This window comes from Corynebacterium sp. AOP12-C2-36 (genome assembly GCF_052379185.1).
GTDB lineage: Bacteria > Actinomycetota > Actinomycetes > Mycobacteriales > Mycobacteriaceae > Corynebacterium.
This window is the reverse complement of the sequence record NZ_JBQSYJ010000005.1, coordinates 82,187-104,992: the sequence shown is the minus strand read 5'-3', so window position 1 is coordinate 104,992 and position 22,806 is coordinate 82,187. Positions and strand designations below refer to the sequence as shown.

Annotated in this window: 20 protein-coding genes; 15 read left to right on the top strand and 5 right to left on the bottom strand. The window is 71.0% G+C overall.

Going from position 1 to position 22,806, the window contains the following annotated elements:
• Positions 1–4 precede the first annotated feature (4 nt).
• From ACT3UN_RS05860 to ACT3UN_RS05850, 3 genes are read left to right on the top strand one after another with little or no spacing between them, the layout of a single operon-like run.
• Positions 5–322: a hypothetical protein gene (locus ACT3UN_RS05860; RefSeq protein WP_444656712.1), complete on the top strand. Its 318-nt coding sequence runs from the start codon at positions 5–7 to the stop codon at positions 320–322.
• The gene (locus ACT3UN_RS05855; protein ID WP_444656710.1) at positions 319–1,737 is read left to right on the top strand and encodes a hypothetical protein; all 1,419 of its coding nucleotides are present in this window, start codon (positions 319–321) and stop codon (positions 1,735–1,737) included. The genes ACT3UN_RS05860 and ACT3UN_RS05855 overlap by 4 nt, the downstream gene beginning before the upstream one ends.
• The gene (locus ACT3UN_RS05850; protein ID WP_301442645.1) at positions 1,731–1,967 is read left to right on the top strand and encodes a hypothetical protein; all 237 of its coding nucleotides are present in this window, start codon (positions 1,731–1,733) and stop codon (positions 1,965–1,967) included. Before ACT3UN_RS05855 ends, ACT3UN_RS05850 begins: the two co-directional genes overlap by 7 nt.
• A gap of 16 nt (positions 1,968–1,983) precedes the next feature.
• Here the strand turns inward: ACT3UN_RS05850 and ACT3UN_RS05845 are convergent, their stop codons facing one another.
• The gene (locus ACT3UN_RS05845) at positions 1,984–2,880 is read right to left on the bottom strand and encodes an alpha/beta hydrolase (protein WP_444656708.1); all 897 of its coding nucleotides are present in this window, start codon (positions 2,878–2,880) and stop codon (positions 1,984–1,986) included.
• 132 nt (positions 2,881–3,012) lie between these two features.
• Between ACT3UN_RS05845 and glmS the strand changes: the two genes are divergently transcribed.
• From glmS to groL, 5 genes are all read left to right on the top strand, one after another.
• A complete protein-coding gene (gene glmS / locus ACT3UN_RS05840) occupies positions 3,013–4,887 on the top strand; it encodes a glutamine--fructose-6-phosphate transaminase (isomerizing) (RefSeq protein ID WP_301442643.1) in 1,875 nt (624 codons plus the stop codon).
• Between the two features lie 17 nt (positions 4,888–4,904).
• On the top strand, positions 4,905–6,644 hold the full coding sequence (gene alr / locus ACT3UN_RS05835) for an alanine racemase (protein ID WP_444656706.1): 1,740 nt from the start codon (positions 4,905–4,907) through the stop codon (positions 6,642–6,644).
• A gap of 180 nt (positions 6,645–6,824) precedes the next feature.
• Positions 6,825–9,170, top strand: a complete 2,346-nt coding sequence (gene tsaD, locus ACT3UN_RS05830; protein WP_444656704.1) for a tRNA (adenosine(37)-N6)-threonylcarbamoyltransferase complex transferase subunit TsaD — start codon at positions 6,825–6,827, stop codon at positions 9,168–9,170.
• Positions 9,171–9,306: 136 nt separating this feature from the next.
• Entirely contained in the window at positions 9,307–9,609 is a 303-nt protein-coding gene (gene groES, locus ACT3UN_RS05825; protein WP_301442640.1) for a co-chaperone GroES, read from the top strand.
• 11 nt (positions 9,610–9,620) lie between these two features.
• A complete protein-coding gene (gene groL / locus ACT3UN_RS05820; RefSeq protein ID WP_441582313.1) occupies positions 9,621–11,240 on the top strand; it encodes a chaperonin GroEL in 1,620 nt (539 codons plus the stop codon).
• Positions 11,241–11,327: 87 nt separating this feature from the next.
• Here the strand turns inward: groL and ACT3UN_RS05815 are convergent, their stop codons facing one another.
• Positions 11,328–11,642, bottom strand: coding sequence for a WhiB family transcriptional regulator (locus ACT3UN_RS05815; RefSeq protein WP_301444129.1), 315 nt, complete (start codon positions 11,640–11,642; stop codon positions 11,328–11,330).
• Between the two features lie 274 nt (positions 11,643–11,916).
• Between ACT3UN_RS05815 and ACT3UN_RS05810 the strand changes: the two genes are divergently transcribed.
• Together ACT3UN_RS05810 and ACT3UN_RS05805 are read left to right on the top strand one after the other, a co-directional pair.
• Positions 11,917–12,501: a sigma-70 family RNA polymerase sigma factor gene (locus tag ACT3UN_RS05810; RefSeq protein ID WP_301444128.1), complete on the top strand. Its 585-nt coding sequence runs from the start codon at positions 11,917–11,919 to the stop codon at positions 12,499–12,501.
• On the top strand, positions 12,501–13,397 hold the full coding sequence (locus ACT3UN_RS05805; RefSeq protein WP_441579097.1) for a hypothetical protein: 897 nt from the start codon (positions 12,501–12,503) through the stop codon (positions 13,395–13,397). The genes ACT3UN_RS05810 and ACT3UN_RS05805 overlap by 1 nt, the downstream gene beginning before the upstream one ends.
• Before the next feature lie 16 nt (positions 13,398–13,413).
• Here the strand turns inward: ACT3UN_RS05805 and ACT3UN_RS05800 are convergent, their stop codons facing one another.
• Positions 13,414–13,827 carry a DUF5319 domain-containing protein gene (locus ACT3UN_RS05800; RefSeq protein WP_301442925.1) on the bottom strand — a complete coding sequence of 138 codons (414 nt, stop codon included), beginning with the start codon at positions 13,825–13,827 and terminating at the stop codon, positions 13,414–13,416.
• A gap of 154 nt (positions 13,828–13,981) precedes the next feature.
• Here ACT3UN_RS05800 and guaB point away from each other — a divergent pair, with 154 nt between their 5' ends.
• Both guaB and ACT3UN_RS05790 read left to right on the top strand, forming a co-directional pair.
• Positions 13,982–15,511 (top strand): IMP dehydrogenase, encoded by a 1,530-nt coding sequence (guaB, locus tag ACT3UN_RS05795; protein WP_444656789.1) that lies wholly within the window; start codon positions 13,982–13,984, stop codon positions 15,509–15,511.
• Between the two features lie 15 nt (positions 15,512–15,526).
• Entirely contained in the window at positions 15,527–16,678 is a 1,152-nt protein-coding gene (locus tag ACT3UN_RS05790) for a GuaB3 family IMP dehydrogenase-related protein (RefSeq protein WP_301442924.1), read from the top strand.
• Between the two features lie 79 nt (positions 16,679–16,757).
• Here the strand turns inward: ACT3UN_RS05790 and ACT3UN_RS05785 are convergent, their stop codons facing one another.
• The gene (locus ACT3UN_RS05785) at positions 16,758–18,026 is read right to left on the bottom strand and encodes a Na/Pi symporter (protein WP_444656702.1); all 1,269 of its coding nucleotides are present in this window, start codon (positions 18,024–18,026) and stop codon (positions 16,758–16,760) included.
• Between the two features lie 170 nt (positions 18,027–18,196).
• On the opposite strand from ACT3UN_RS05785, the gene guaA reads away from it, so the two are divergent.
• Positions 18,197–19,789: a glutamine-hydrolyzing GMP synthase gene (gene guaA, locus ACT3UN_RS05780; protein WP_444656700.1), complete on the top strand. Its 1,593-nt coding sequence runs from the start codon at positions 18,197–18,199 to the stop codon at positions 19,787–19,789.
• A 47-nt stretch (positions 19,790–19,836) separates the two neighbouring features.
• Here guaA and ACT3UN_RS05775 read toward each other — a convergent pair whose 3' ends face one another.
• Positions 19,837–20,292, bottom strand: a complete 456-nt coding sequence (locus ACT3UN_RS05775; RefSeq protein WP_444656698.1) for a hypothetical protein — start codon at positions 20,290–20,292, stop codon at positions 19,837–19,839.
• Between the two features lie 143 nt (positions 20,293–20,435).
• Between ACT3UN_RS05775 and ACT3UN_RS05770 the strand changes: the two genes are divergently transcribed.
• A complete protein-coding gene (locus tag ACT3UN_RS05770; RefSeq protein ID WP_444656696.1) occupies positions 20,436–21,179 on the top strand; it encodes a hypothetical protein in 744 nt (247 codons plus the stop codon).
• Positions 21,176–22,804, top strand: a complete 1,629-nt coding sequence (locus tag ACT3UN_RS05765; protein ID WP_444656694.1) for a Y-family DNA polymerase — start codon at positions 21,176–21,178, stop codon at positions 22,802–22,804. The genes ACT3UN_RS05770 and ACT3UN_RS05765 overlap by 4 nt, the downstream gene beginning before the upstream one ends.
• Positions 22,805–22,806: the final 2 nt, after the last annotated feature.

The following is a 22,806-nucleotide window of genomic DNA, read 5'->3' as shown; positions in this document are numbered from 1 at the left end:
TTCTGTGGCACCGGATATCGGCAGGCTCGGGGTGGACGACGGCGCGGCGCAGTCGGCGTTGGCGGAGGCGCTGGTCGCCGTGGGTTCCAGGAAGGCCGAGGTCGCCGCCGCCGCACCGCGCAGGACGGCGGCCAGCTACGGTCAGGGGCTGGCGGACCGGGCGGCGCACCTGGTGGAACTGCGGGAGAAGGCCCACCGGGTACGTCTGGCGCACATCGACCGGCTGCGGCGTGGACTGGAGACCGCCGCGGGGACGGTCTCGGCGGTGTCGACCACCGAGGGGGACTCGCGGCGCGGGTTCGGTGCGGGGGAGCTGCGGTGAGCGCGGTGCAGGCGGACCAGGCCCGCATCGCCGCGTCGGTGGCGAAGCTCGACGCCTCCGGTCAGCAGGCGACCAGGCTGGCACCGACGGCTCTCCCGTGGATCATCACCGGCATCATGACGGCGGCGGACTTCGTCATCGGCATGGTCGGCGGCGACGGTGACGGCGGCGGCGACGGCGACGGTAAGGACGGTAACGACGGTAAGGACGGCGGCAGCGGCAAGAAGGGGAAGGGCGGTTTCTTCGCCGACGTGCTGGAGACCGGCAAGGACCTGATCACGGGAATCGCCGGCGGGGTCCTGGCGGACAAGTTGGGCTGGGGCGGCGACGAGGCCGACGAACACGACGGGAACGTGGACCAGGCAGACGACGCGGTGGCCACCTGCGACCGGGTGCTGGAGTCCATCCAGTCCCTGTGCGCCGACGAGGTGGAGACCTGTGTGGACGGGGCGGTCGCGACGGCCGAGGAGCTCTGTGCCGCCGGGCTGGTGTTGCGTGCCACTGACCCGGTGGCGTCGCGGGTGCTGCTCCAGATGGCGGCGCAGCTGCTGTGTGGTGCCCGCGACGGGGTGGGGGCGATGTTGGAGGGCAGGAACTCCCGTATGGGCGAGTGCATGGACCTCACCATCGCCGAGTGCGCCCCGGCCGCCGAGGAGGGCAACTGCCGTGTTCCCTTGGCCACGGAGCCTGCCCCGGTGGCCGCGGCGCCGGACTGCGATGTCGCACCGGTCCCGACCGAGGTCGCCACCGTCGGTGCCGGGGCAGGCGGCGGGGCGCTGCCGACCCCGGAGCCGTGTCCGCCGGCGGCCCCGGCCGTCGCCGCCGCCTCGGCCGCAACTTCGACGGCGTCGTTGTCGGGGCTCGTGGGGTCCTCGGTCGCCGCGCCGACGCTGCCGGACATCTCCGGCCAGGTCGGTGGCCAGGTCAGCGGGTGGATCAAGGGGGTTGTGGAGACGGTCGTCGAGGGCGCGGCGAATCTCTCGGTGGAGAACTCCGGGTCGTTGATCGACATCGACGTGAACCTCTGTCCGCCGGAGGCGCCGGAGCCGTGCGAACCGGAACCCGAGCCGTGCGAACCGGAGCCGGAACCTGAACCTGTGCCGGAGCCGTGCGAACCGGAACCCGAGCCGTGTGACGAGCCGGAGCCGTCCACCGTGGACCCGGAGAAGGGGTTCGACAAGAGTTCCTACCTCCCCGGGACGGAGACCGCGGCCACCCCGGCGGAGGCACCCGCCACGGATGCGGCGCCGGTGGAGACTCCGCCGGTCGGTACCGCGGCGGTGGAGACCCCGGAGCCGTCGTCCGGGGACGACGGCTGGGTGCCTGACCTGTGGACCACCGGTGAGAAGTCCGCCGAACAGCCCGGCGAGGTCGGTCAGGACGCACCATCGGTGCAGAGGAGTGAGCAGTGGTGAACAAGAACCCGATAGAGGCGGCGTTGGAGGGCTACGTCAGGGAGGTCGGTGAGGCCACCGGGCGGTTCCAACGTCAGATGGACGAGGCCACGGAGCTGCTCGGCGAGCTCGGCGACCTCAGTGAACTACTCGAGGACACCGCCACCGCGACCACCGACAACAACGATGTGGTGCGGCGGCAGGACGCCGCCGGGCGTCCCCCGCGGCGGAGCCCGGGGATCTTCGACTGACCCGGGGTGGCGGCGCTCAGGCGCGCAGGGCCTTGTTCACCGCGTCGATCGGGTCGGCGAACTCCGGGAGGCTCTCGAAGAGCTCACCGCGGCTCATCACCTGCGACTTCTTGATCTCGGCCTCGGGGTCGCGGAAGGCGGCGTAGTGCTTGTCGTCCTCGGCGAGCACGAAGCCGGTCATCAGGGCGCGGATGAAGTCCTGCGCCGCCAGCTCCAGCCCACTGTTCGTGGTGAGGAACTTGCGGATGACCTTCTCGTGGAAGCCGGTGGACGACGCCTTGTCGATGCGACGGAACACCGCCTCGCCACCCCAGAGGGCGGCGACGCGCTCCGGCTCGCCGGCCTCGATGCCCAGGGTGCGTCCCGGTGCCAGCACCAGACCGGGGGCCTGGACGTGCCGGGCCGCCTGGTAGCAGCTCGGCGCGGTGTCCGACGGGTGCACGGCGATGACACCGGCGACCGTCGGACGGTCGCGGTAGCGCTTCTTCGCCGGCTCCGCGGCCGCCCGGCCGGTGGCCGCGAGGATCGCCGCGCCGGCGCCCATGCCGTGCCCGGCGAAGAAGAGCTTGCTCGGGTCCACGGTGATGTTGCCGACACCCAGGCGCACACCCGAGAGGATCTGCAGGCAGGACTCCAGGTCCGAGGCGAAGCCCCGGTGGTTCGGCAACAGGCCGCGCTCGGTGTCCGGGGCGGCCACGGCGATGCCCCAGCTGGCCAGGTGGCGCAGGGTGCCGTGATAGGCGTCCACGCCGACGCGCCAGTCGTGGCCGAAGGCCACACCGGCGATCGCCTTGCCCTCGGCAGGCGTGTAGATACGGCCGGGAATGCCGGCGAAGTCGAGTTCGCCGACCAGGACCCTGTGCGGGCCCCGCTTCTCCAACCGGGGGACCAGGTTCTTCGCGTTGTCTGCCACGTCACTCAGCCTAGTTGATAGCTCCACGACGCGGGGCGAGGGTCGGGAACAACCGCGCTCAACCGACCCGGAGGGGTGGACAACGGGGATGCGCTTCACGGGTGTCCGGGGCGACCAGTATTGTTGTCCAGTATGTGTGGCATCGTTGGATACATCGGAAGCGCCCGTAGCTCCGCAAAGGCGCTCGACATCGGTCTCGAGGCGCTGGCCAGGATGGAGTACCGCGGGTACGACTCCGCCGGAATCGCCGTCGTCTCGGACGGCGACATCGAGGTCGAGAAGAAGGCCGGCAAGTTGGCGAACCTGCAGCAGCGCATCGCCGAGACCGGCCGCGAGCGGTTCACCGGCAAGGCCTGCATCGGCCACACCCGTTGGGCCACGCACGGGCGTCCGAACGACGTCAACGCCCACCCGCACGTCTCCTTCGACGGCAAGGCCGTGATCGTCCACAACGGCATCATCGAGAACTTCGCACCGCTGCGTGCCGAGGTCGAGGCCGCGGGCATCGAGATGACCAGTGAGACCGACTCCGAGGTCGCCGCCCACCTGCTCGCCCTGGCCTACGCCGCCGGCCCGACGGCCGGTGACCTGGAGGCGTCCGCGCTGGCGGTGCTGCGCCGCCTGGAGGGCGCGTTCACCGTCCTGTTCGCCCACGCCGAGGAGCCGGGCAAGATCGTCGCCGGCCGCCACTCCACCCCGCTGATCGTGGGCGTGGGGGAGGACGGCATGTTCCTGGGCTCCGACGTCGCCGGTTTCATCGCCCACACCCGTGAGGCAGTGGAGCTCGACGACGACAGCGCCGTGGTCATCACCGACCACGACTACCGCGTCATGGACTTCGACGGCACGCCCACCGAGGGCCGCCCGTTCACCATCGACTGGGACCTCGCCGCCGCGGAGAAGGGTGGTTTCGACTCCTTCATGATGAAGGAGATCTTCGACCAGCCCGCCGCCGTGCGCGACACCCTCGCCGGCCACTTCGACGACGGCCGGGTGGTGCTCGACGAGCAGCGCCTGTCGGACGACGACCTCCGTCAGATCGAGAAGGTCTTCGTGGTGGCCTGCGGTTCGGCGTACCACTCCGGCCTGCTGGCGAAGTACGCCATCGAGCACTGGGTGCGCCTGCCCGTGGAGATCGAGGTCGCCAGCGAGTTCCGCTACCGCGACCCGGTGCTCGACCGGCAGACGCTGGTCGTGGCCGTCTCCCAGTCCGGCGAGACCGCCGACACCCTGGAGGCCGTCCGGCACGCCAAGAAGCAGGGCGCACGCGTCCTGGCGGTGTGCAACACCAACGGTTCGCAGATCCCGCGCGAGGCGGACGCGGTGCTCTACACCCACGCCGGCCCGGAGATCGGCGTGGCGTCCACGAAGGCCTTCCTGGCGCAGGTCGCGGCGAACTACATCGTGGGCCTCGCACTGGCCCAGGCCCGCGGCACGAAGTTCTCCGACGAGATCGAGGCGATCTACCAGCAGCTCGAGGAGATCCCGGGCAAGATCGAGCAGGTCCTGGAGCTCAAGGACAAGGTCCTGGACCTGGCCGCGGAGCTCGGCCCGATCCCCACGATGCTCTTCCTGGGCCGCCACGTGGGTTACCCGGTGGCGCTGGAGGGTGCCCTCAAGCTCAAGGAGCTGGCGTACATCCACGCCGAGGGGTTCCCCGCCGGCGAGCTCAAGCACGGCCCGATCGCCCTGATCGAGGACGACCTGCCGGTGGTCGTGGTCGTGCCGTCGCCGCAGGGCCGGGAGATCCTGCACTCCAAGATCGTGACGAACATCCAGGAGATCCGCGCCCGCGGTGCCCGGACCATCGTGATCGCCGAGGAGGGCGACGAGGCCGTGCGCCCGTTCGCCAACGACCTGCTGGAGATCCCGCAGTGCCCCACGCTGCTGCAGCCGCTGCTGTCGACAATTCCCCTGCAGTTCCTGTCTGCGGAGATCGCCCGCCAGTGCGGCAACACCGACATCGACAAGCCGCGTAACCTCGCCAAGTCCGTGACGGTGGAGTAGGACCGGTACCTGCGCTGATGAGCGAACTACCCGGCACCGACCCGTATCCGCTGGCCGAGCTCGTCGTCGACCTGGACGCCGTCGACCACAACGTGCGCACCCTGGTGCGGGTCGCCGCGCCCGCCGGGGTGATGGCGATCGTCAAGGCCGACGGCTACAACCACGGCATGGTGGACGTCGCCCGCACCGCGGTGGACGCCGGGGCGGCGGCGCTCGGCGTCGCCACGCTCGGCGAGGCGGTGGCGCTGCGCGACGCCGGGATCCACGCCCCGGTCACGGCGTGGATGTGGCTGCCGGACGCCGTACTCGGGCACGTGGCCGCGGCCTGCGCGGCCGACGTCACCCTGGGCGTTCCCTCCGTGGAGCACCTCCTCGCCGCGGTGGATGCCTCGCGTACGGCCGTCGTCGGCGGGGCGTCCCCCCTGTCGGTCAGCCTGATGGCGGACACCGGCCTCTCGCGTTCGGGTATCGAGGCCGCCCGGTGGGACGAGGCCGTGCGGATCGCGGTGGACGCGGTCGACGAGGGCGTGCTCACCGTCAGCGGCGTGCTGTCGCACCTGGCCGTCGCCGACGACCCGTCCTCCCCGGTCACCGACCTGCAGGCGGCACGGTTCACCGACGCCGTGCAGGCCTGCCGGGCGGCGGGGCTGGACGTTCCGGTGAACCACCTCGCCAACACCCCGGCGACGTTGACGCGTCCCGACCTGCGCCACGAGATGGTGCGCCCGGGCGTGAGCGTCTACGGCGTCTACGCGGTCGACCCGACGGTGATCCCGGTGGGGGAGCCCGGCCCGGTGGAGCTGCGCGAGGCGATGACGGTGCGCGCCCGGGTGGTCACCACCCGCGTCGTGCCGGAAGGGGAGGGCGTGAGTTACGGGCACCTGTGGCGTGCCCCGCGTGACACCCGCACCGCCGTGGTGGCGATGGGTTACGCCGACGGGCTGCCACGTAGCCTGTCGGGACGATTCGGCGTGACCGTCGACGGCACCTGGTACCCGCAGATCGGGCGGGTGTGCATGGACCAGGTCGTGGTCGACCTCGGTCCTGCGCACGAGGACGGCCCCGGCGCCGCGGTACGTCCCGGCGACTGGGCGGTGGTCTTCGGTCAGGGCGGACGCTCCGTCGAGGAGATCGCCGGGGCCGCCGACACCATCGCCTACGAGGTGCTCACGATGCCGCGTGGACGCCTGTCGCGTCGCACGCTGCCGGTGCGCGGCGTCTTCGACCCCGCAGACGCCGAGGAGGGCTCGGTGGAGGTCACCTCCGCCGAGCAGATGCGTGACCTGGGTCGTCAGCTGGGGCGCACCCTGCGCGCCGGCGACGTGGTGGTGCTGACCGGTGCCCTGGGTGCCGGAAAGACGACTGTGACGCAGGGCATCGCCGCCGGGCTGGAGGTCAAGGGCCGGGTGCAGTCGCCGACGTTCACGATCATCCGCGAGCACCGGCCGGGTCCGGACTCCGCGCGCCCGGGCCTGCTGCACATGGACGCCTACCGGCTGCTCGGCGAGCAGGCGCACGACGGCACCACGCCCTCGCCGGACGTGGTCCTCGACGCCCTGGAGTCCCTCGACATCGACGCGGACCTGGAGGACCGGGTCCTGGTGGCCGAGTGGGGCCGCGGGGTCGTGGAGTCCCTGGCTCCGACGCGGTGGATCGACGTGGAGATCGACCGGGGGGAGGTCGACGACATCGGCGACATTGCCGGCGATGCGACCGAACCTCCGAGGATCCTACGTTGGCGCTGGTCACAGAGGTAGCAATTCTGGATCCCCCCGATAAGATCCCCCATTAGCCAGATTGATTGGCACGAAGCAGCATCTGGTGCCAGAATGGGTGACGGATCACCGTGAGGGGTGTATCCAGAGGCCCCGTCGCAATTGGAGAGTGTGACGGGGCTTCGCCTATGTCTGGGGCCGGGGGGGCTAAGATTCCTGAGCATGTATGTTCTCGCGGTCGACACCTCCACGTCCTTCGTCGTCGCCGGGGTGGTGGACTGCCCGGATGACGCGTCGGCCCCGCCCCGACTGCTCGCGGAGCACACCGAGCTCAACCCGCGGGGCCACATGGAGGTGCTGACCCCGAACATCCTCACCGCGCTGGGGGACGCCGACCTCACGCCGGACGACCTGGCCGCCGTCGTCGTCGGCGTGGGGCCGGGTCCGTTCACCGGTCTGCGCGTGGGCATGGCCACCGGCGCCGCCTTCGGCGACGCGCTGGGCGTCCCCGTGCACGGTGTGTCCGGGCACCTCGCCACCGCCGCCACCACCGACGCAGCCGGCTCGTCACCGCTGCTCGTGCTCAGCGACGCCCGTCGTCGCGAGTGGTACCGGACGCTCGTGGACCGCGCGTCCGGGCAGGTGCTGGACGGTCCGGCCGTCGCCGCGCCGGACGACGTCGTGGCGTCCTGCCCGCAGGCGGAGGTCCTTGCGTCCCGCGAGGTCGCGCAGCGTGCCGGCGAGGTCCCGGGGTGGACGGTGACCGACGCGGACGCCCGGCCGACGCCGGTCGGCCTGGTCACCGCCGCGGTGCGGGTGCTGGGCGGGCCACAGGGGCTGCTGCACCCCGGCACGCCGTTGCGTGCGCTCTACCTGCGGCGCCCGGACGCCGCGGAGCCGAAGCCGGTCCGGGTCTCCGCGGCGCTGGACTTCAGTGCGGTGGGGGAGGAGGACGTCCCCGAACCGACCGTGGGGCCGTTGGTCGTCGGCGCGGCGGGGCGGTGCGCGGAGATCGAGGCGGAGCTCTTCGTCGGTGACTCGCCGTGGCCGGAGGCCGGCTTCGCCTCGGAGATCGGCGCGCCGAACACCGTCTACCTCGGCGTCGTCACCGGCCAGGGTGGCGCGGACGAGCGGCTGGTGGGCTACGCCGGCCTGGCGAAGAACGGTCCGGCGGACGACCCGGAGTTCGAGATCCACACCATCGGCCTGGAGGCGTCGGTGCAGGGCCGCGGCTGGTCGCGTCTGCTCATGGACCCGCTGATGGAGCTGGCCGACCGCGACGACGGCCCGGTGTACCTGGAGGTCAGGACGGACAACACCTCGGCGATCGGGCTGTACCGCAGCTACGGTTTCGAGGTCACCGGCACGCGCCGCAACTACTACCGGCCCTCCGGCGCGGACGCCTACACGATGTGCCGTCCGGCGCTCTCGGAGCGTTCCCGGGGGCAGCAGGACGCCCCGATGCTGGTCATGGGTGTGGAGAGTTCCTGCGACGAGACCGGTGTGGGCGTGGTGGAGCTGCACGCCGACGGCCGGGTGCGGCAGGTGGCGAACCGCGTGGCGTCCTCGATGGACCAGCACGCCCGTTTCGGCGGGGTGGTGCCGGAGATCGCCTCGCGCGCGCACCTGGAGGCCATGGGCCCGACGATGGCCGCGGCGCTGGACGACCTGCGCGCCGCGACGGCGGGACGTCGGCGGCGTCCGGACGCCGTGGCGGCGACGGTGGGCCCGGGGCTCGCCGGTGCGCTGCTGGTGGGCGCGGCGGCGGCGAAGGCCTACGCGGCGGCCTGGGGCGTGCCCTTCTACGGGGTCAACCACCTCGGCGGGCACGTGGCCGTGGGGACGCTCGACACCGGCGACGACACTGAAGGCACCGATGGCACCGTCGCCGGCGACCTCAGTACGGCCGTCGCGCTGCTGGTCAGCGGCGGGCACACGCAGATCCTGCAGGTCAACGGCGTGGGACGTCCGATGAAGGAGCTCGGCTCCACCCTGGACGACGCCGCCGGCGAGGCCTACGACAAGGTCGCCCGCCTGCTCGGCCTCGGTTACCCGGGCGGCCCGGTGATCGACCGGCTGGCCGCCCAGGGCGACCCCACGGCGATCGCCTTCCCGCGCGGTATGAGCCGCCCGGGCGACGCCGCCTACGGCTTCTCCTTCTCCGGGCTCAAGACGTCCGTCGCCCGCTTCGTGGAGAAGGCGGACAAGGAGGGACGCAGTGTGCCGGTGGAGGACGTGTGCGCGTCCTTCCAGGAGGCGGTGGTGGACGTGCTGACCGCCAAGGCGGTGCGCGCGTGCGTGGACACCGGGGCGGACGTGATGCTGCTCGGCGGCGGAGTGTCGGCGAACCGTCGGCTGCGTGCGCTGGCGGAAGAGCGGTGTGCGGCGGCCGGGGTGCGCATGGTCGTGCCGGAGATCTCGCTGTGCACGGACAACGGCGTGATGATCGCCGCGCTCGCCGCCCGCCTGATCGAGGCGGGTGCCCCGGCCAGTTCACTGGACGCGGCGACCGACCCGTCGATGGACGTGGAGGTTCCCGTTCTGGCACCCTCCCTTGTTGAGGGCTAGCACTTGGCAGGGTAGAGTGCCAAGTGGTTGTGTGACACACAGTTGTTCACCCGCGACGACGGCTGTGCAGGATATACCAACCGGAAGACAAGACAATTCGGATCACTGCATGTACGCAAACACGGAGGTATTCAACGTGGCTAACGTCAACATCAAGCCGCTCGAGGACCGCGTCCTCGTCCAGATCGTCGAGGCCGAGACCACGACCGCATCCGGTCTGGTCATCCCGGACTCCGCCAAGGAGAAGCCGCAGGAGGCCACCGTCGTGGCCGTCGGCCCGGGCCGTTGGAACGACGACGCCCGCGTCCCGATGGACGTCGCCGAGGGCGACACGGTCGTGTTCTCCCGCTACGGCGGCACCGAGCTCAAGTACGACGGGGAAGAGTTCCTGCTGCTCAACCAGCGCGACATCCTCGCCGTCGTCGACTCCGCGAAGTAGGTCGGTGACGCATGGCTAAACTCATCGCATTCGACGAGGAGGCCCGCAAGGGCCTCCAGCGCGGTGTGGACACGCTGGCGGACTCGGTTCGCGTCACCCTCGGCCCCAAGGGCCGTAACGTGGTCCTGGACAAGGCCTTCGGCGGTCCGACCGTGACCAACGACGGTGTCACCATCGCCCGCGACATCGACCTCGAGGACCCCTTCGAGAACCTCGGTGCGCAGCTGGTGAAGTCGGTGGCCGTGAAGACCAACGACATCGCCGGTGACGGCACCACCACCGCCACCCTGCTCGCCCAGGCGCTGATCAACGAAGGCATGCGCATCGTCGCCGCCGGTGGCAACCCCATCGCCGTCAACGAGGGCATCGCCGTCGCCGCGGAGAAGGTCATCGAGGCGCTGCAGCAGCGCGCGGAGCCGGTCGCCGACTCCGCCGCGATCGCCAACGTGGCCACCGTCTCCTCGCGTGACGAGGGCATCGGCGCCAAGGTCGCCGAGGCCATGGAGAAGGTCGGCAAGGACGGCGTCCTGACCGTCGAGGAGTCCCAGTCCCTGGTCGACGAGCTCGTGGTCACCGAGGGCGTCTCCTTCGACAAGGGCTACCTCTCGCCGTACTTCGTCACCGAGGAGGAGTCGGCCCAGGCCGTCCTGGAGAACCCGGCGATCCTGCTGGTGCGCGACAAGATCAGCTCCCTGCCCGACTTCCTGCCCCTGTTGGAGCAGATCGCGAAGGCCGGCAAGGAACTGTTCATCGTGGCCGAGGACGTCGACGGCGAGCCGCTGCAGATGCTCGTCGTCAACTCCATCCGCAAGTCCATCAAGGCCGTGGCCGTGAAGTCCCCGTACTTCGGTGACCGCCGCAAGGCGTTCATGGACGACCTCGCCGTCGTCACCGGCGCCACCGTGGTGGACAAGGAGGTCGGCCAGAACCTCTCCGAGACGACCCTGGAGCAGCTGGGCACCGCCCGCCGCATCACGGTCACCAAGGACGAGACGGTCATCGTCGACGGTGCCGGCACCGCCGAGGACCTCGACACCCGCCGCAACCAGATCCGTTCCGACATCGAGCGCACCGACTCCACCTGGGACCGGGAGAAGCTCGAGGAGCGTCTGGCGAAGCTGTCCGGGGGTGTCGCCGTCATCCGTGCCGGTGGCGCCACCGAGACCGAGGTCAACGAGCGCAAGCTGCGCGTCGAGGACGCCATCAACGCCGCCCGTGCCGCCGCGCAGGAGGGCGTGATCGCCGGTGGCGGTTCCGTCCTGGTGCAGATCGCCGCCGAGCTCGACGAGTTCGCCGCCGAGTTCGAGGGCGACAAGGCCGTGGGCGTGAAGGCCCTGGCCCGCGCACTGCGCCGTCCGGCGTACTGGATCGCCGACAACGCCGGCCTCGACGGGGCCGTCGTGGTCTCCAAGATCGCCGAGCGCGCCAACGGTGAGGGCTACAACGCCGCCACCGGTGTCTACGGCAACCTGCTGGAGCAGGGGATCATCGACCCGGTCAAGGTCACCCACTCCGCCGTCGTCAACGCGACCTCGGTGGCACGCATGGTGCTGACCACCGAGACCGCCGTCGTCGACAAGCCCGCCGTGGCGGCCGCTGCCGCCGCCGGCCACGGACACCACCACCACTAAGGTCGGTGTGTGCCCCTCGGGGCACGCAGGACCCCCGCCACCCCGACGGTCCCGAGGACCGTGGGGAGGCGGGGGTCTTCCCGTGCGTCAGGACGCCAGGCGGCGCGGCGTGCGTTTCACGCGGCGGGGACGCCCGTTCTGCGCGGCAGCCCGTTCCGACTCGCCCATGCCGCCCCAGATCCCGTAGACCTCGCCCACGTTCAGGGCATGCTCCTTGCACTGGGCCAGCACCGGGCACTCGTTGCAGATCGCCTTGGCGCGGTGCTCACGCAGCGAGCGCGCACGTCCGCGCTCCCCGTCGGGGTGGAAGAAGACGGCGGACTCGGCCCCACGGCAGGAACCGTGCAGTTGCCAGTCCCAGAAGGTGGTCGCGGGGCCCGGGAGGTCGCTCGTCTGCGGCATGGGTTCTTCTCCTGTACATCGTGAGGGTGGATCGTCTGGGGTGTTCTCCAGTGACTCCCACCCTGTCCCGTCGATGTGAACAACAGGTGTCCGCGAGCTGTTCGGCATGTGACATTTTCGGCCCCCGCTGTGACACCCTCTGCGGCGCCCTCTGCAGAGGTACCCTCCCGGGTGAGTCCCGGGTGGATGGTTTGCTGTGGTAATTTCAGCCCACAGGCAGGGACAGTTCCCGTGACGACCAGCACCCTGCCGCGACCGTGTTTTCCCGAGGACTATGACAGCGACTGACGACATCGACGAGGCCCTGCCCCGGCTCGTCCCCTCCGCAGTGGAGGGGGACGGGCGGGCGCTCCAGCGCATCATCGACCTCATCCACCCGCCCGTCGTGCGCTACTGCCGTGCCCGTGTGCCGTCCACGAAGTACCCCACCCCGGAGGACCTGGCGCAGGAGATCTGTCTGGCCGTGGCGCGTGCCATACCCGGTTACGAGGACCAGGGCAAGCCGTTCATGGCCTTCGTCTACCGGATCGCGGCGAACAAGATCGTCGATGCACGGCGTTCACAGTCCCGTGACCTCGCGGTTCCCACCGATGAGGTGCCGGACCAGGAGGTCGTGACGAGTACGCCGGAAACCGTGGCGTTGGATGTGAGTTCCTGTAACGAAGTCGCACAACTGCTCGATACGCTCAGTGAGAAGGCACGGCATATCGTGACTCTCAGGGTCTTCGGCGGGTACTCCGCCGAGGAGACCGCAGAGATCGTCGGCTCCACCGCCGGTGCTGTCCGGGTCGCCCAGTTCCGGGCGCTGGCCAAGATGCGGGAGACCCTGGAGTCCCGTGAGAATTCGAGGACGGAATGATGGACGAGCACAGGTGGGACCCACGGGGTTTCGACGGCGACGGTACCGAGGGTGCCGACGCCGACGCCGTGCGCGCCACCGACCGGATGCTGGACGCCCTGGCGGCGGGCCGGGAACCGGAGGGTGGTACCGGTGCCGACCCGCTCCTGCGTCTGCTCGCCGACGCCCGTGCCGAGACCGACCGTGACATCCCCGCCGCCCCGGTCGTCGCCGACGTCGACTCCGCGCCGGTGACCTCCCTGGCGGGTCGTCGCCGTCGCCGCGCGATGCGTCGTGCCGGGGGAGTGGCCGCCCTGGGCGGGATCTCCCTGACCTCGCTGGTGGTGGGCAGCGGTGTCGCCGCGGCCCTCGTCGTCGGCGGGTTCACCGTGGGCGCGTTGACCACCGGCAACTCCGGTGGCTCGGATTCCGTCGTCGCCGAGTCCGCCGGTTCCGGTGACGGTTCCACCGGCGGTCAGGGTGCGGCCTCCGAGGCCCCCGACCGTGACGGTTCCCCTCGTGACGGGCAGGGCGCCACGGACGACTCCGAGGGTGCCGGGAGTTCCGCCCCGGCCGAGAGCGAGGGCGGCGAGGCCGGCAACGGCGGTGACGCGGACTCCGGCGGCATGGTCCTCGCCGATCCGGGCAGCAGTGACGAGGCGCAGTCCGGCGACCAGACCGACACCACCGGTGACGGCGCGCAGGACGGTGACGGCGGCGACGCCGAGGCGTCCGACGTCCAGACGGAGGCACCCGCCGACGGCGGGGCGATGCTCCTCGCCGAACCGCAGGGACGTGCCGCGTCCCCGGTGAAACCGTCCGGCACCACCAGGTCGAGCACGTCGAGCAGTTCGACGACGCCGACGACCGCGCCCAAGGCGCAGCGTGACGACGCGGAGACCGAACCGACCGAATAGGTCGGGCGGCTCGGACTCAGCGGCCCCAGCGGCGGAAGGTGCGCGGGCCGCGGCTCAGCCAGTCGGCGGCGTCGGCGTAACCGGCGCAGTAGTCCCAGGGGACGTAGAAGTCGGGGTCGGGGTCCGCACCGGGCTCGTGCACGGGCACGGGGCCGTCGTTCAGCATCGTCGACAGGTTCGACACCAGGATCGGCCAGTCGTAGTAGTGCAGCTCCTGGCAGTCGTCGCAGGTCATGGTCACACCCAGGATGCCCCGGGGTTCCAGCAGCTCACGGAAACGACGGACATTCGCCAGATCCTCACGCAGCGCCCCACGCTCCTCGTCGGAGAGGGGTTCGTCCAGCTCCTCGTCGAACAGGGCGGCCGGGTCCTCCGGGTCGCCGGCGAACGGGTCCGGGGGCATCAGGGAATCGTCGAAGTCCACGCACATGATCGTACCTGTTGCCGACGGTGAGGGGAACCATGCCAGGGGACCGGTCGCACACCGGGTGCGGATGGCGGACCATGGGGGCAGACAGGCTATCCTGTCTGGTACAACCCGACGACAGTGACGTGGAATGAAGGATGCAGGAGGCCTGACCGGCATGACCGATGCCCAGCTTGTGACCACTGGTGGCGACGACCCGAGGAAGGTGGAGCTGGTCGGTCTGACCTTCGACGACGTCCTGCTTCTCCCCGCGGCGTCCGACATCATCCCCTCCGACGTGGCGACGACCACGCAGCTGACCCGCAACATCACCCTCAACGTCCCGGTGATCTCCGCGGCGATGGACACCGTCACCGAGGCCCGCATGGCCATCGGCATGGCCCGCCAGGGCGGTATGGGTGTGCTGCACCGCAACCTGTCCATCGAGGACCAGGCCGAGCAGGTCGAGATCGTGAAGCGCAGCGAGGCCGGCATGGTCACCGACCCGGTGACCTGCTCGCCGGAGATGACCATCGGCGAGGTCGACGACATGTGCGCCCGCTACCGGATCTCCGGGCTGCCCGTGGTGGACGCCACCGGACACCTGGTCGGCATCTGCACCAACCGTGACATGCGCTTCGAGGAGGACTTCTCCGCCAAGGTCGTCGACGTCATGACCCCCATGCCGCTCGTCGTCGCGGAGAAGGGTGTCTCGGCGGACGCCGCCCTGCGCCTGCTGCGCGAGAACAAGGTGGAGAAGCTGCCCATCGTCGACGGCGAGGGTGTGCTCACCGGGCTGATCACGGTGAAGGACTTCGCCAAGCGCGAGAAGTTCCCCAACGCCGCGAAGGACGCGTCGGGCCGTCTCCTCGCCGGCGCGTCGATCGGCACCGGTGAGGACTCCTGGCGTCGGGCCGGCGCCCTGGTCGACGTGGGGGTGGACGCCCTGGTCGTCGACACCGCCCACGCCCACAACACCGGCGTGCTGGAGATGGTCTCGCGGGTGAAGAAGGAGTTCGGCGACCGCGTCGACGTCATCGGCGGCAACCTCGCCACCCGCAGCGCGGCCGAGGCCATGATCGAGGCGGGGGCGGACGCCCTCAAGGTCGGCATCGGCCCGGGCTCGATCTGCACCACCCGCGTCGTCGCCGGCGTGGGCGCCCCGCAGATCACCGCCATCCTCGAGGCGGCCGTGCCCGCCCGCAAGGCCGGCGTGCCGATCATCGCCGACGGCGGCATGCAGTACTCCGGCGACATCGCCAAGGCGCTGGCCGCCGGTGCGTCCTCCGTGATGCTGGGCTCCCTGCTCGCGGGCACCAGCGAGGCCCCCGGTGAGATCACCGTGATCAACGGAAAGCAGTACAAGATGTACCGCGGCATGGGCTCCCTCGGGGCGATGAAGGGCCGTGGCCTGCACGGCGAGCAGCGCTCCTACTCCAAGGACCGCTACTTCCAGGCGGACGTCACCAGCGAGGAGAAGCTGGTGCCGGAGGGCATCGAGGGGCGCATCCCCTTCCGCGGCAACGTGGACTCCATCATCTACCAGATGGTCGGTGGCCTGCGCGCCGCGATGGGCTACACCGGCTCGCGCAACGTCGCCGAGCTCAACGACGCCCACTTCGTCCGGATCACCGGCGCGGGCCTGCGCGAGTCGCACCCGCACGACATCCAGATGACCGTCGAAGCCCCGAACTACTACCAGCGTTAGGAAACGGTCTCAGCCATGCAGGAACAGGTGAACATCGGGATGGGCCGCACGGCCCGCCGGGTCGTGGGATTCGACCAGATCAACATCGTGCCCTCGCGCCGCACGCGCTCCTCGCACGACGTGGACACCACGTGGCGCATCGACGCCTACCGTTTCGACATCCCGTTCATGGCGCACCCCTCGGACGCCGTGGTGACCCCGGAGTTCGCCGTGGAGTTCGGCCGCCTCGGCGGTCTGCCCGTCATCAACGCCGAGGGCCTGTGGGGACGCCACCGCGACCTCGACGGTGCCCTGGAGAAGGTTCGTGCCGCCGCCGGCGACTCCGACCCGCTGGGCCTGCCGGCCTCGGACAACGCCGCCCAGCGCGTGCTGCAGGAACTGCACGCCGCGCCGCTGGACCGCGGGCTGCTGGCCGAGCGGCTGGCCGAGGTGCGCGAGTCCGGGGTGACCTTCGGTGTGCGCGTCTCCCCGCAGAACGCCCGCGACTTCGCCCCGGACCTGATCAAGGCCGGTATCGACCTGCTGGTCATCCAGGGCACCCTGGTCTCCGCCGAGCACGTGTACTCCAACGGTGAGCCGCTGAACCTCAAGGAGTTCATCGGTTCGATCGACGTGCCCGTCATCGCCGGTGGCGTGGTGGACTACACCACCGCCATGCACCTGATGCGTACCGGTGCCGCCGGCGTGATCGTGGGCTCCGGCACCACCACGAACAGCCAGGCCCTGGGCATCGACGTGCCCATGGCCTCCGCCGTGGCGGACGCCGCGGCCGCCCGTCTGGACTACCTGGACGAGACCGGTGGACGCTACGTGCACGTCATCGCCGACTCCCACATGGAGTACTCCGGCGACATCGCCAAGGCCATCGCCTGCGGTGCGGACGCCGTCTCCCTGGGTGCGCCCCTGGCGATGGCGGACAACTCCGGCGGACGCGGCCACTTCTGGCCGTCCGTCGCCGCGCACCCGAGCCTGCCGCGTGGCGAGGCCGAGGGCGTGTTCGGTGCCTTCGGCGCCCGCGAGACCCTGCCGCTGGAGAAGCTGCTGTTCGGTCCCACGGACAACCCCTACGGTGAGGAGAACCTGGTCGGCGGGCTGCGCCGTTCCATGGCCAAGTGCGGCTACACCGACCTGAAGAGCTTCCAGAAGGTGCCGCTGGCCGTGCGCTGACGCGCGCCCTCCCTCAAAACCCCGCGCGGTTGGTGGTCCGGATCTCTCGGACCGACGACCGCGCGGGGTTTTTGGTGTTCTAGAGCAGCACGGTGAGCAGGATCAGCGTGGCCGGCAGCACGAGGAACATGCCGATGACCCAGCCGGCCACGTAGAGCTTGTTGCGCGCACCGAGGCGCGCCAGCGTGTTCGCCCCGGCCAGCGGGATCCACCGCAGGAAGGGCAGTCCGTAGATCACCAGCAGGGCGAAGACGTTGTAGAGCACGTGCACGAGCGCGGCCTGCAGGGCGAGTTCGGCCTCGGGGCCGCTGAAGGCGAAGGCGGCGATGAGGGCGGTCAGCGTGGTGCCCACGTTGGCACCGAGGGTGAACGGGTAGACCTGCCGCAGGGAGAAGGTGCCGGACCCGGCGAGGGGGACGATCAGGGAGGTCGTGGTCGAGGAGGACTGGACCATCACGGTGATCAGCGTGCCGGAGGCGATGCCGGAGACCGGACCGCGTCCGATGGCGGTGTGCAGCACCTTCTCGGCGCGTCCGACCATGACGACCTTGAGCAGCGTCCCGATCACGCTGATCACCCCGAGGATCAGCGCGATGCCGACCAGGATGAGCAGGATGCCGTCCCACGGGCCGGGGAGGACGCCGGACGCCGCGACGATCGCGTCGCCCAGGGGCTCGGTCACGCCGGTCACGGCGTCGCCGAGACCGCCGAAGACGGTGGCCAGGATGCCACCGTCACTGCCGGCCATCTGGTGGGAGAGCCAGCCGGAGGACTTCTCGAGGATGCCGAAGGCGAGTTCGAGGGGGAGGAAGATCACCACGGCGAGCAGGTTGTAGCAGTCGTGGATGGACGCGGCGGCGAAGGCGCGGCGGAAGGACTCGCGGTCGCGGACCATGCCCAGGCTGACCAGGGTGCTGGTGATCGTGGTCCCCACGTTCGCCCCGATGAGCATGGGGATGGCGGTGGCCATGGGCAGTCCACCGGCGCAGAGTCCGACGATGATGGCGGTGACCGTGGTGGACGACTGGATCAGCGCGGTGGCCAGCAGCCCGATCATCAGGGCGACCAGCGGGTTGGACGCGAAGGCGAAGAGCTCCTCCGCCTGGCCGCCGGTCGCTGCCTTGAACCCGTCGCCGACCACGGAGACCGCGGTGATCAGCAGGTAGATGCCCAGCGCCACCCCGATCCAGTTGGCCCAGGCGAGGGGTTTCCCGTGGAGTCCGAGGCGGGTGAAGGGACTGCGCACCGGTGCGGGTGCGGGGTTCACACCTGCAACTGTGGTGTCGTTCGTGGTGTCGTCCGTGGTGTCGCGGACGACGGACGGGTGGTCGGTGACCTCTGCCGGCACGTGGGGCTCCGTTTCCTGGTCGACTACGTGTCGTGGGGTACTGCCGTCGAGTGTATGGGGTTCACCCTGGTTGGCGAATTCGGGAGGTGAACGGCGAATGAACTCTCCCGGCACGGCCTGCAGGGTGACCGGCGGTATCGGCTGGTGGGACGTTCGGTAGAGTTGGCGTCGTGACACATCAGCAGCAGTCCGGCGCATCTGCCGACAGTCCCCGTCCCGTCCTCGTCGTCGACTTCGGCGCGCAGTACGCGCAACTCATCGCACGCCGCGTGCGTGAGGCGCGGCTGTACTCCGAGGTCGTCCCGCACTCCATGTCCGCCGAGGAGGTCGCCGCGAAGAACCCGGCGGCGCTGATCCTCTCCGGCGGCCCGTCCTCCGTCTACGCCGACGGTGCCCCCGCCCTGCAGAAGGAACTGCTGGAGCTGGGTGTTCCGGTCCTCGGCATCTGCTACGGCTTCCAGGCGATGACCCACGCCCTCGGCGGCACGGTCGCGCACACCGGTGACCGTGAGTACGGCCGTACCGAGATCTCGGTCGACGGCGGTTCACTGCACAACGGTTTCGAGTCCAGCCACCAGGCGTGGATGAGCCACGGCGACGCGGTGAGCGAGGCCCCGGCGGGCTTCACCGTCACCGCGCACTCCGACGGCGCACCGGTCGCCGCGTTCGAGTGCCTGGACAAGCGCATGGCGGGCGTCCAGTACCACCCGGAGGTCCAGCACTCCCCGCACGGCCAGGAGGTGCTGACCCGCTTCCTGTACGACGTCGCCGGTCTGGAACCCACCTGGACGGCGGGCAACATCGCCGAGCAGCTCGTCGCCGCCGTGTGCGAGCAGGTCGGCCCCGAAGGCCGTGCCATCTGCGCTCTGTCCGGCGGCGTGGACTCCGCCGTGGCCGCCGCGATCGTGCAGGAGGCCATCGGCGACCGGTTGACCTGTGTCTTCGTCGACCACGGGCTGCTGCGTGCCGGCGAGCGTGAGCAGGTCGAGCACGACTTCGTCGCGGCGACCGGTGCGAAGCTGGTCACCCTCGACGAGCGGGCGGCGTTCCTGGACAAGCTGTCCGGGCTCACCGACCCGGAGGCCAAGCGCAAGGCGATCGGCGCGGAGTTCATCCGCTCCTTCGAGCGTGCGGTCACCGGTGTGCTCGAGGACGCCCCGGAGGGCTCCTCGGTGGACTTCCTGGTCCAGGGCACCCTGTACCCGGACGTCGTGGAGTCCGGCGGCGGTTCGGGCACGGCGAACATCAAGAGCCACCACAACGTCGGCGGTCTGCCGGACGACGTGGAGTTCACCCTCGTCGAGCCGCTGCGTCTGCTGTTCAAGGACGAGGTCCGTGCGGTGGGCCGCGAGCTCGGCCTGCCGGAGGTCATCGTGGGACGCCAGCCGTTCCCCGGGCCGGGCCTGGGTATCCGCATCATCGGTGAGGTCACCGAGGACAGTCTGGAGACCCTGCGTGCCGCGGACGCCATCGCGCGTGCCGAGCTGACCGCCGCCGGGCTGGACAACACGATCTGGCAGTGCCCGGTCGTGCTGCTCGCCGACGTGCGTTCGGTGGGTGTGCAGGGCGACGGCCGTACCTACGGCCACCCGGTCGTCCTGCGCCCGGTGACCAGTGAGGACGCCATGACGGCGGACTGGACCCGGGTGCCCTACGAGACCCTGGAGCGGATCTCGACGCGGATCACCAACGAGGTCGCCGAGGTCAACCGTGTGGTGCTGGACGTGACCAGCAAGCCGCCGGGAACCATCGAGTGGGAGTGAGTCCACTCCCCGCGGCCTGACCCCCTCCCCGTTCTACGGGGAGGGGGTCAGTTGTTTCCTCTGGCAGCGTCGGCAGCGTTAGCGAGGTCCTCGAGCTCACGGGTGCCGTCGATGCGGGGGACGACCTGCCAGGTGTACACCCCGGCGATGGCCCAGGCGATCACGGCGATGGCCCAGTTGTTGAACTGGAAGCCGGGCACCAGCATCAGGGCCAGCCAGATGGGGAAGAGGGGGACGACCTGCTTGATGCGGGTGGTGTAGCGGTCGCCGCGGGCCTCGACGGCGGCGCGCACGTCGTGGCGGTAGGGGTGGCTGAACAGGCAGAGTAGGCCGGCGGCGAGGAAGACCAGCATCAGGACGACCCGGACCCCGGTGGGCAGCGGCGTGGCCAGTGCGCCCACCCCGGCGCCGATGAGGGCTGCGACGCCCGCGCGTAGTGCGCGTGGGGTGACGGGTGTGGGGTCGACGTGGTCGGTGCCGGAGGGTGTCTCGCTGCGTGCCATGGCTGTCCATGCTAGCCGGACGAGGGGGTTTGACCGTCACCCGCCGGCCGAATAGGCTGGCACGGGATAGAATGGATGTTCTAATTGCCGAACGCGCCCGGGCGATCATGTCCTGGCCAGCGCCTAGTCTGGGTTCCGGTGTCGTGAACAGGGTCGTGGATGAGGAGGTGAGGGCGGTGGAGGAACGGGACCGGGGGAGCATCGTCGCCGACCTGCGCAGCCGGATCGCGACGATCAGCGGCGGCGACACGAAGGCAGTCGTCGAACCTGCCGAACCTGCCGCTCCTGCCGGCTCGCCCCACGTCACCGTCCCGGACTGGTTGGCCGGTTCGCTGGGCGCCGGAGGCCTGCCGCAGGGTGCGGTCACCGCGGCGGACGACTGCCCCGCCGCCCTGGTGGACGTGCTGGCCACGCTGACCGCGTCCGGTGGGTGTGCGGCGGTCGTCGGCTACCCGCGGCTGGCGGTGGCGGCGGTGGAGGCCGCCGGCGGGGACCTGGAGCGCCTGGTGCTGGTGCCGGACCCCGTACCGCACGCCTCGGCGGTGCTCGGGACCCTGGTCGAGGGCCTGGACCTGGTGGTCTACGCGGCCCCGGCGGCGGTGTCGCCGTCGGCGGCACGTCCGGTGGAGGCCCGGCTGCGCCGCAGCAGTTGTGCGCTGCTGGTGTGCTCGGGTGTGCGTTCCTGGCCGGGTGCGCGTCTGCACCTGTCGTGGCGTACGGAGGGCGTCACCGGGCTGGGCGTGGGGTCGGGCCGGGTGCGCGGTGTGTCGGTGGCTGGTCAGGCGTGGGGCCAGGGCCAGCCACCGCGGACGTTCAGCGGCACAGTGGGCACAGCTGCCACGGCAGCTCCCGCCCTGCAGGACGCCCCGCGGGAGCGTGCGTTGTGAGCGCGCGTCGGGTCGTCGTCCTGTGGTTCCCGGACTGGCCGGTGTACACCGCGGCGCTGCGGCGTGGCTGGGACCTGCTCGCCCCGGCGGCGGTGGTGGACAACCACCGCATCCACGCGGCGAACGCGGCGGCGCGTCGGGCGGGGGTGCAGCAGGGCATGAGGGAGCGTCATGCGCTGGGCACGTGCCCGTCGTTGCAGGTCGGTGAGGTGGAGGACGCCGCGGAGGCGGAGGCGCACGAGGAGGTGCTCGTGGCGCTGGAGTCCGTGGCCGCCGGTGTGGAGACCCTGCGTCCAGGGTTGCTGGCGTTCTCGGCGTCCTCGCTGGTGAAGTACTACGGGGATGAGTCGACGGCGGTGGAGCTGCTGGTGGACGCGGCGGCGCGTGCGGGCGCGGACTGCCTGGCGGGCGTCGCAGACGACGTGGTCACCGCGGTGTGGGCGGCGAGGGAGGGCCGCAGCGTGGCGTCCGGCGGGTCGGCGTCCTACCTGGCGGGCCTGCCGTTGCGGGTGCTGGTGGCGGAGGCGTCGTTGGGCACGCCGCAGGCGATGGTCGCGGTGCTGTCCCAGCTGGGTGTGCGCACGCTCGCGGACTTCACGGCGTTGCCCGTGTCGGACGTGGCCGGACGGTTCGGCGACGAGGGGGTGCGCTGGCACCGTATCGCCTCGGGCGAGCCGGAGCGTCCGGTGTCCCCGGAGCGCACCGTGGTCCCGCTGGAGGTGCGGGTCGAGCCGGACGAGCCGGTGTCGGACACGGGTACGGCGGCCTTCCTCGCCCGGCAGGCGGCGGTGCGTCTGCACGCCCGTCTGGCGGAGTCGGGGCAGGTGTGTCTGCGTCTGGCGGTGCGCGCGCACCTGGATCCGCCCGCCGGTTACGACGGCCCGGTGACGGTGGAGCGCGTGTGGCGTTGCCGGGAGCCCCTGGCGGAGGACGACACGGCCCAGCGGGTGCGCTGGCAGCTCGACGGGTGGCTCACCCGTGTGCGTGCGCAGATGCCGGACTCCCCGGACGGGGTCGGCGGCATCGCCGCGATCGACCTGGTGCCGGTGGAGTGCCTGCCCGCCGGCGACGTCGCCGAGGCGTTGTGGGGTGGCCCGGACGTGGGCATCCGCGCGGCCCGCGCCGCCGCCGCGCGCGCCCAGGCGCTGATCGGCACCCGCGGGGTGCTGCGTCCGGTGCACCGTGGAGGACGCGCCGTCGGCGGGCGGGTGCTGACGGTCCCGTACGGGGAGCAGGACCCCGAGGAGGTCACCGCGACGACGACCGGACGGTGGGACGGGGAACTCCCCGCCCCGCTCCCGGCGCTGGTCGGGGCGCCGGCGGACCGGATGAACGCCCCGGGGCCGGGGCATCCGGCGTCCGCCGTGCACCTGCTCGACGGCGAAGGTTCCCAGGTGTGGGTCACCGGACGCGGGCTGATGAGCTCGGTGCCGGTGTCGATGCGGTGGGGCGGCAGGGTCCACCGGCTGACCGGGTGGGCCGGGCCGTGGCCGGTGGACGAGATGTGGTGGTCGCAGGGGGCGTCGGCCCGCCGCTACGCCAGGCTCCAGGTCGCCACCGACGAGCCCTCGGCGTTCCTCCTGGTCTGCCGTGGGAGGTCGTGGCGGATCGAGGCGACGTACTAGGA

Excerpts from the sequence above, each read along its gene's own strand:
- glmS (WP_301442643.1), top strand. The coding sequence starts at position 3,013 with ATGTGTGGCATCGTTGGATACATCGGAAGCGCCCGTAGCTCCGCAAAG.
- alr (WP_444656706.1), top strand. The coding sequence starts at position 4,905 with ATGAGCGAACTACCCGGCACCGACCCGTATCCGCTGGCCGAGCTCGTC.
- tsaD (WP_444656704.1), top strand. The coding sequence starts at position 6,825 with ATGTATGTTCTCGCGGTCGACACCTCCACGTCCTTCGTCGTCGCCGGG.
- groL (WP_441582313.1), top strand. The coding sequence starts at position 9,621 with ATGGCTAAACTCATCGCATTCGACGAGGAGGCCCGCAAGGGCCTCCAG.
- ACT3UN_RS05815 (WP_301444129.1), bottom strand. The coding sequence starts at position 11,642 with ATGCCGCAGACGAGCGACCTCCCGGGCCCCGCGACCACCTTCTGGGAC.
- ACT3UN_RS05810 (WP_301444128.1), top strand. The coding sequence starts at position 11,917 with ATGACAGCGACTGACGACATCGACGAGGCCCTGCCCCGGCTCGTCCCC.
- ACT3UN_RS05805 (WP_441579097.1), top strand. The coding sequence starts at position 12,501 with ATGGACGAGCACAGGTGGGACCCACGGGGTTTCGACGGCGACGGTACC.
- ACT3UN_RS05800 (WP_301442925.1), bottom strand. The coding sequence starts at position 13,827 with ATGTGCGTGGACTTCGACGATTCCCTGATGCCCCCGGACCCGTTCGCC.
- guaB (WP_444656789.1), top strand. The coding sequence starts at position 13,982 with ATGACCGATGCCCAGCTTGTGACCACTGGTGGCGACGACCCGAGGAAG.
- ACT3UN_RS05790 (WP_301442924.1), top strand. The coding sequence starts at position 15,527 with ATGCAGGAACAGGTGAACATCGGGATGGGCCGCACGGCCCGCCGGGTC.
- ACT3UN_RS05775 (WP_444656698.1), bottom strand. The coding sequence starts at position 20,292 with ATGGCACGCAGCGAGACACCCTCCGGCACCGACCACGTCGACCCCACA.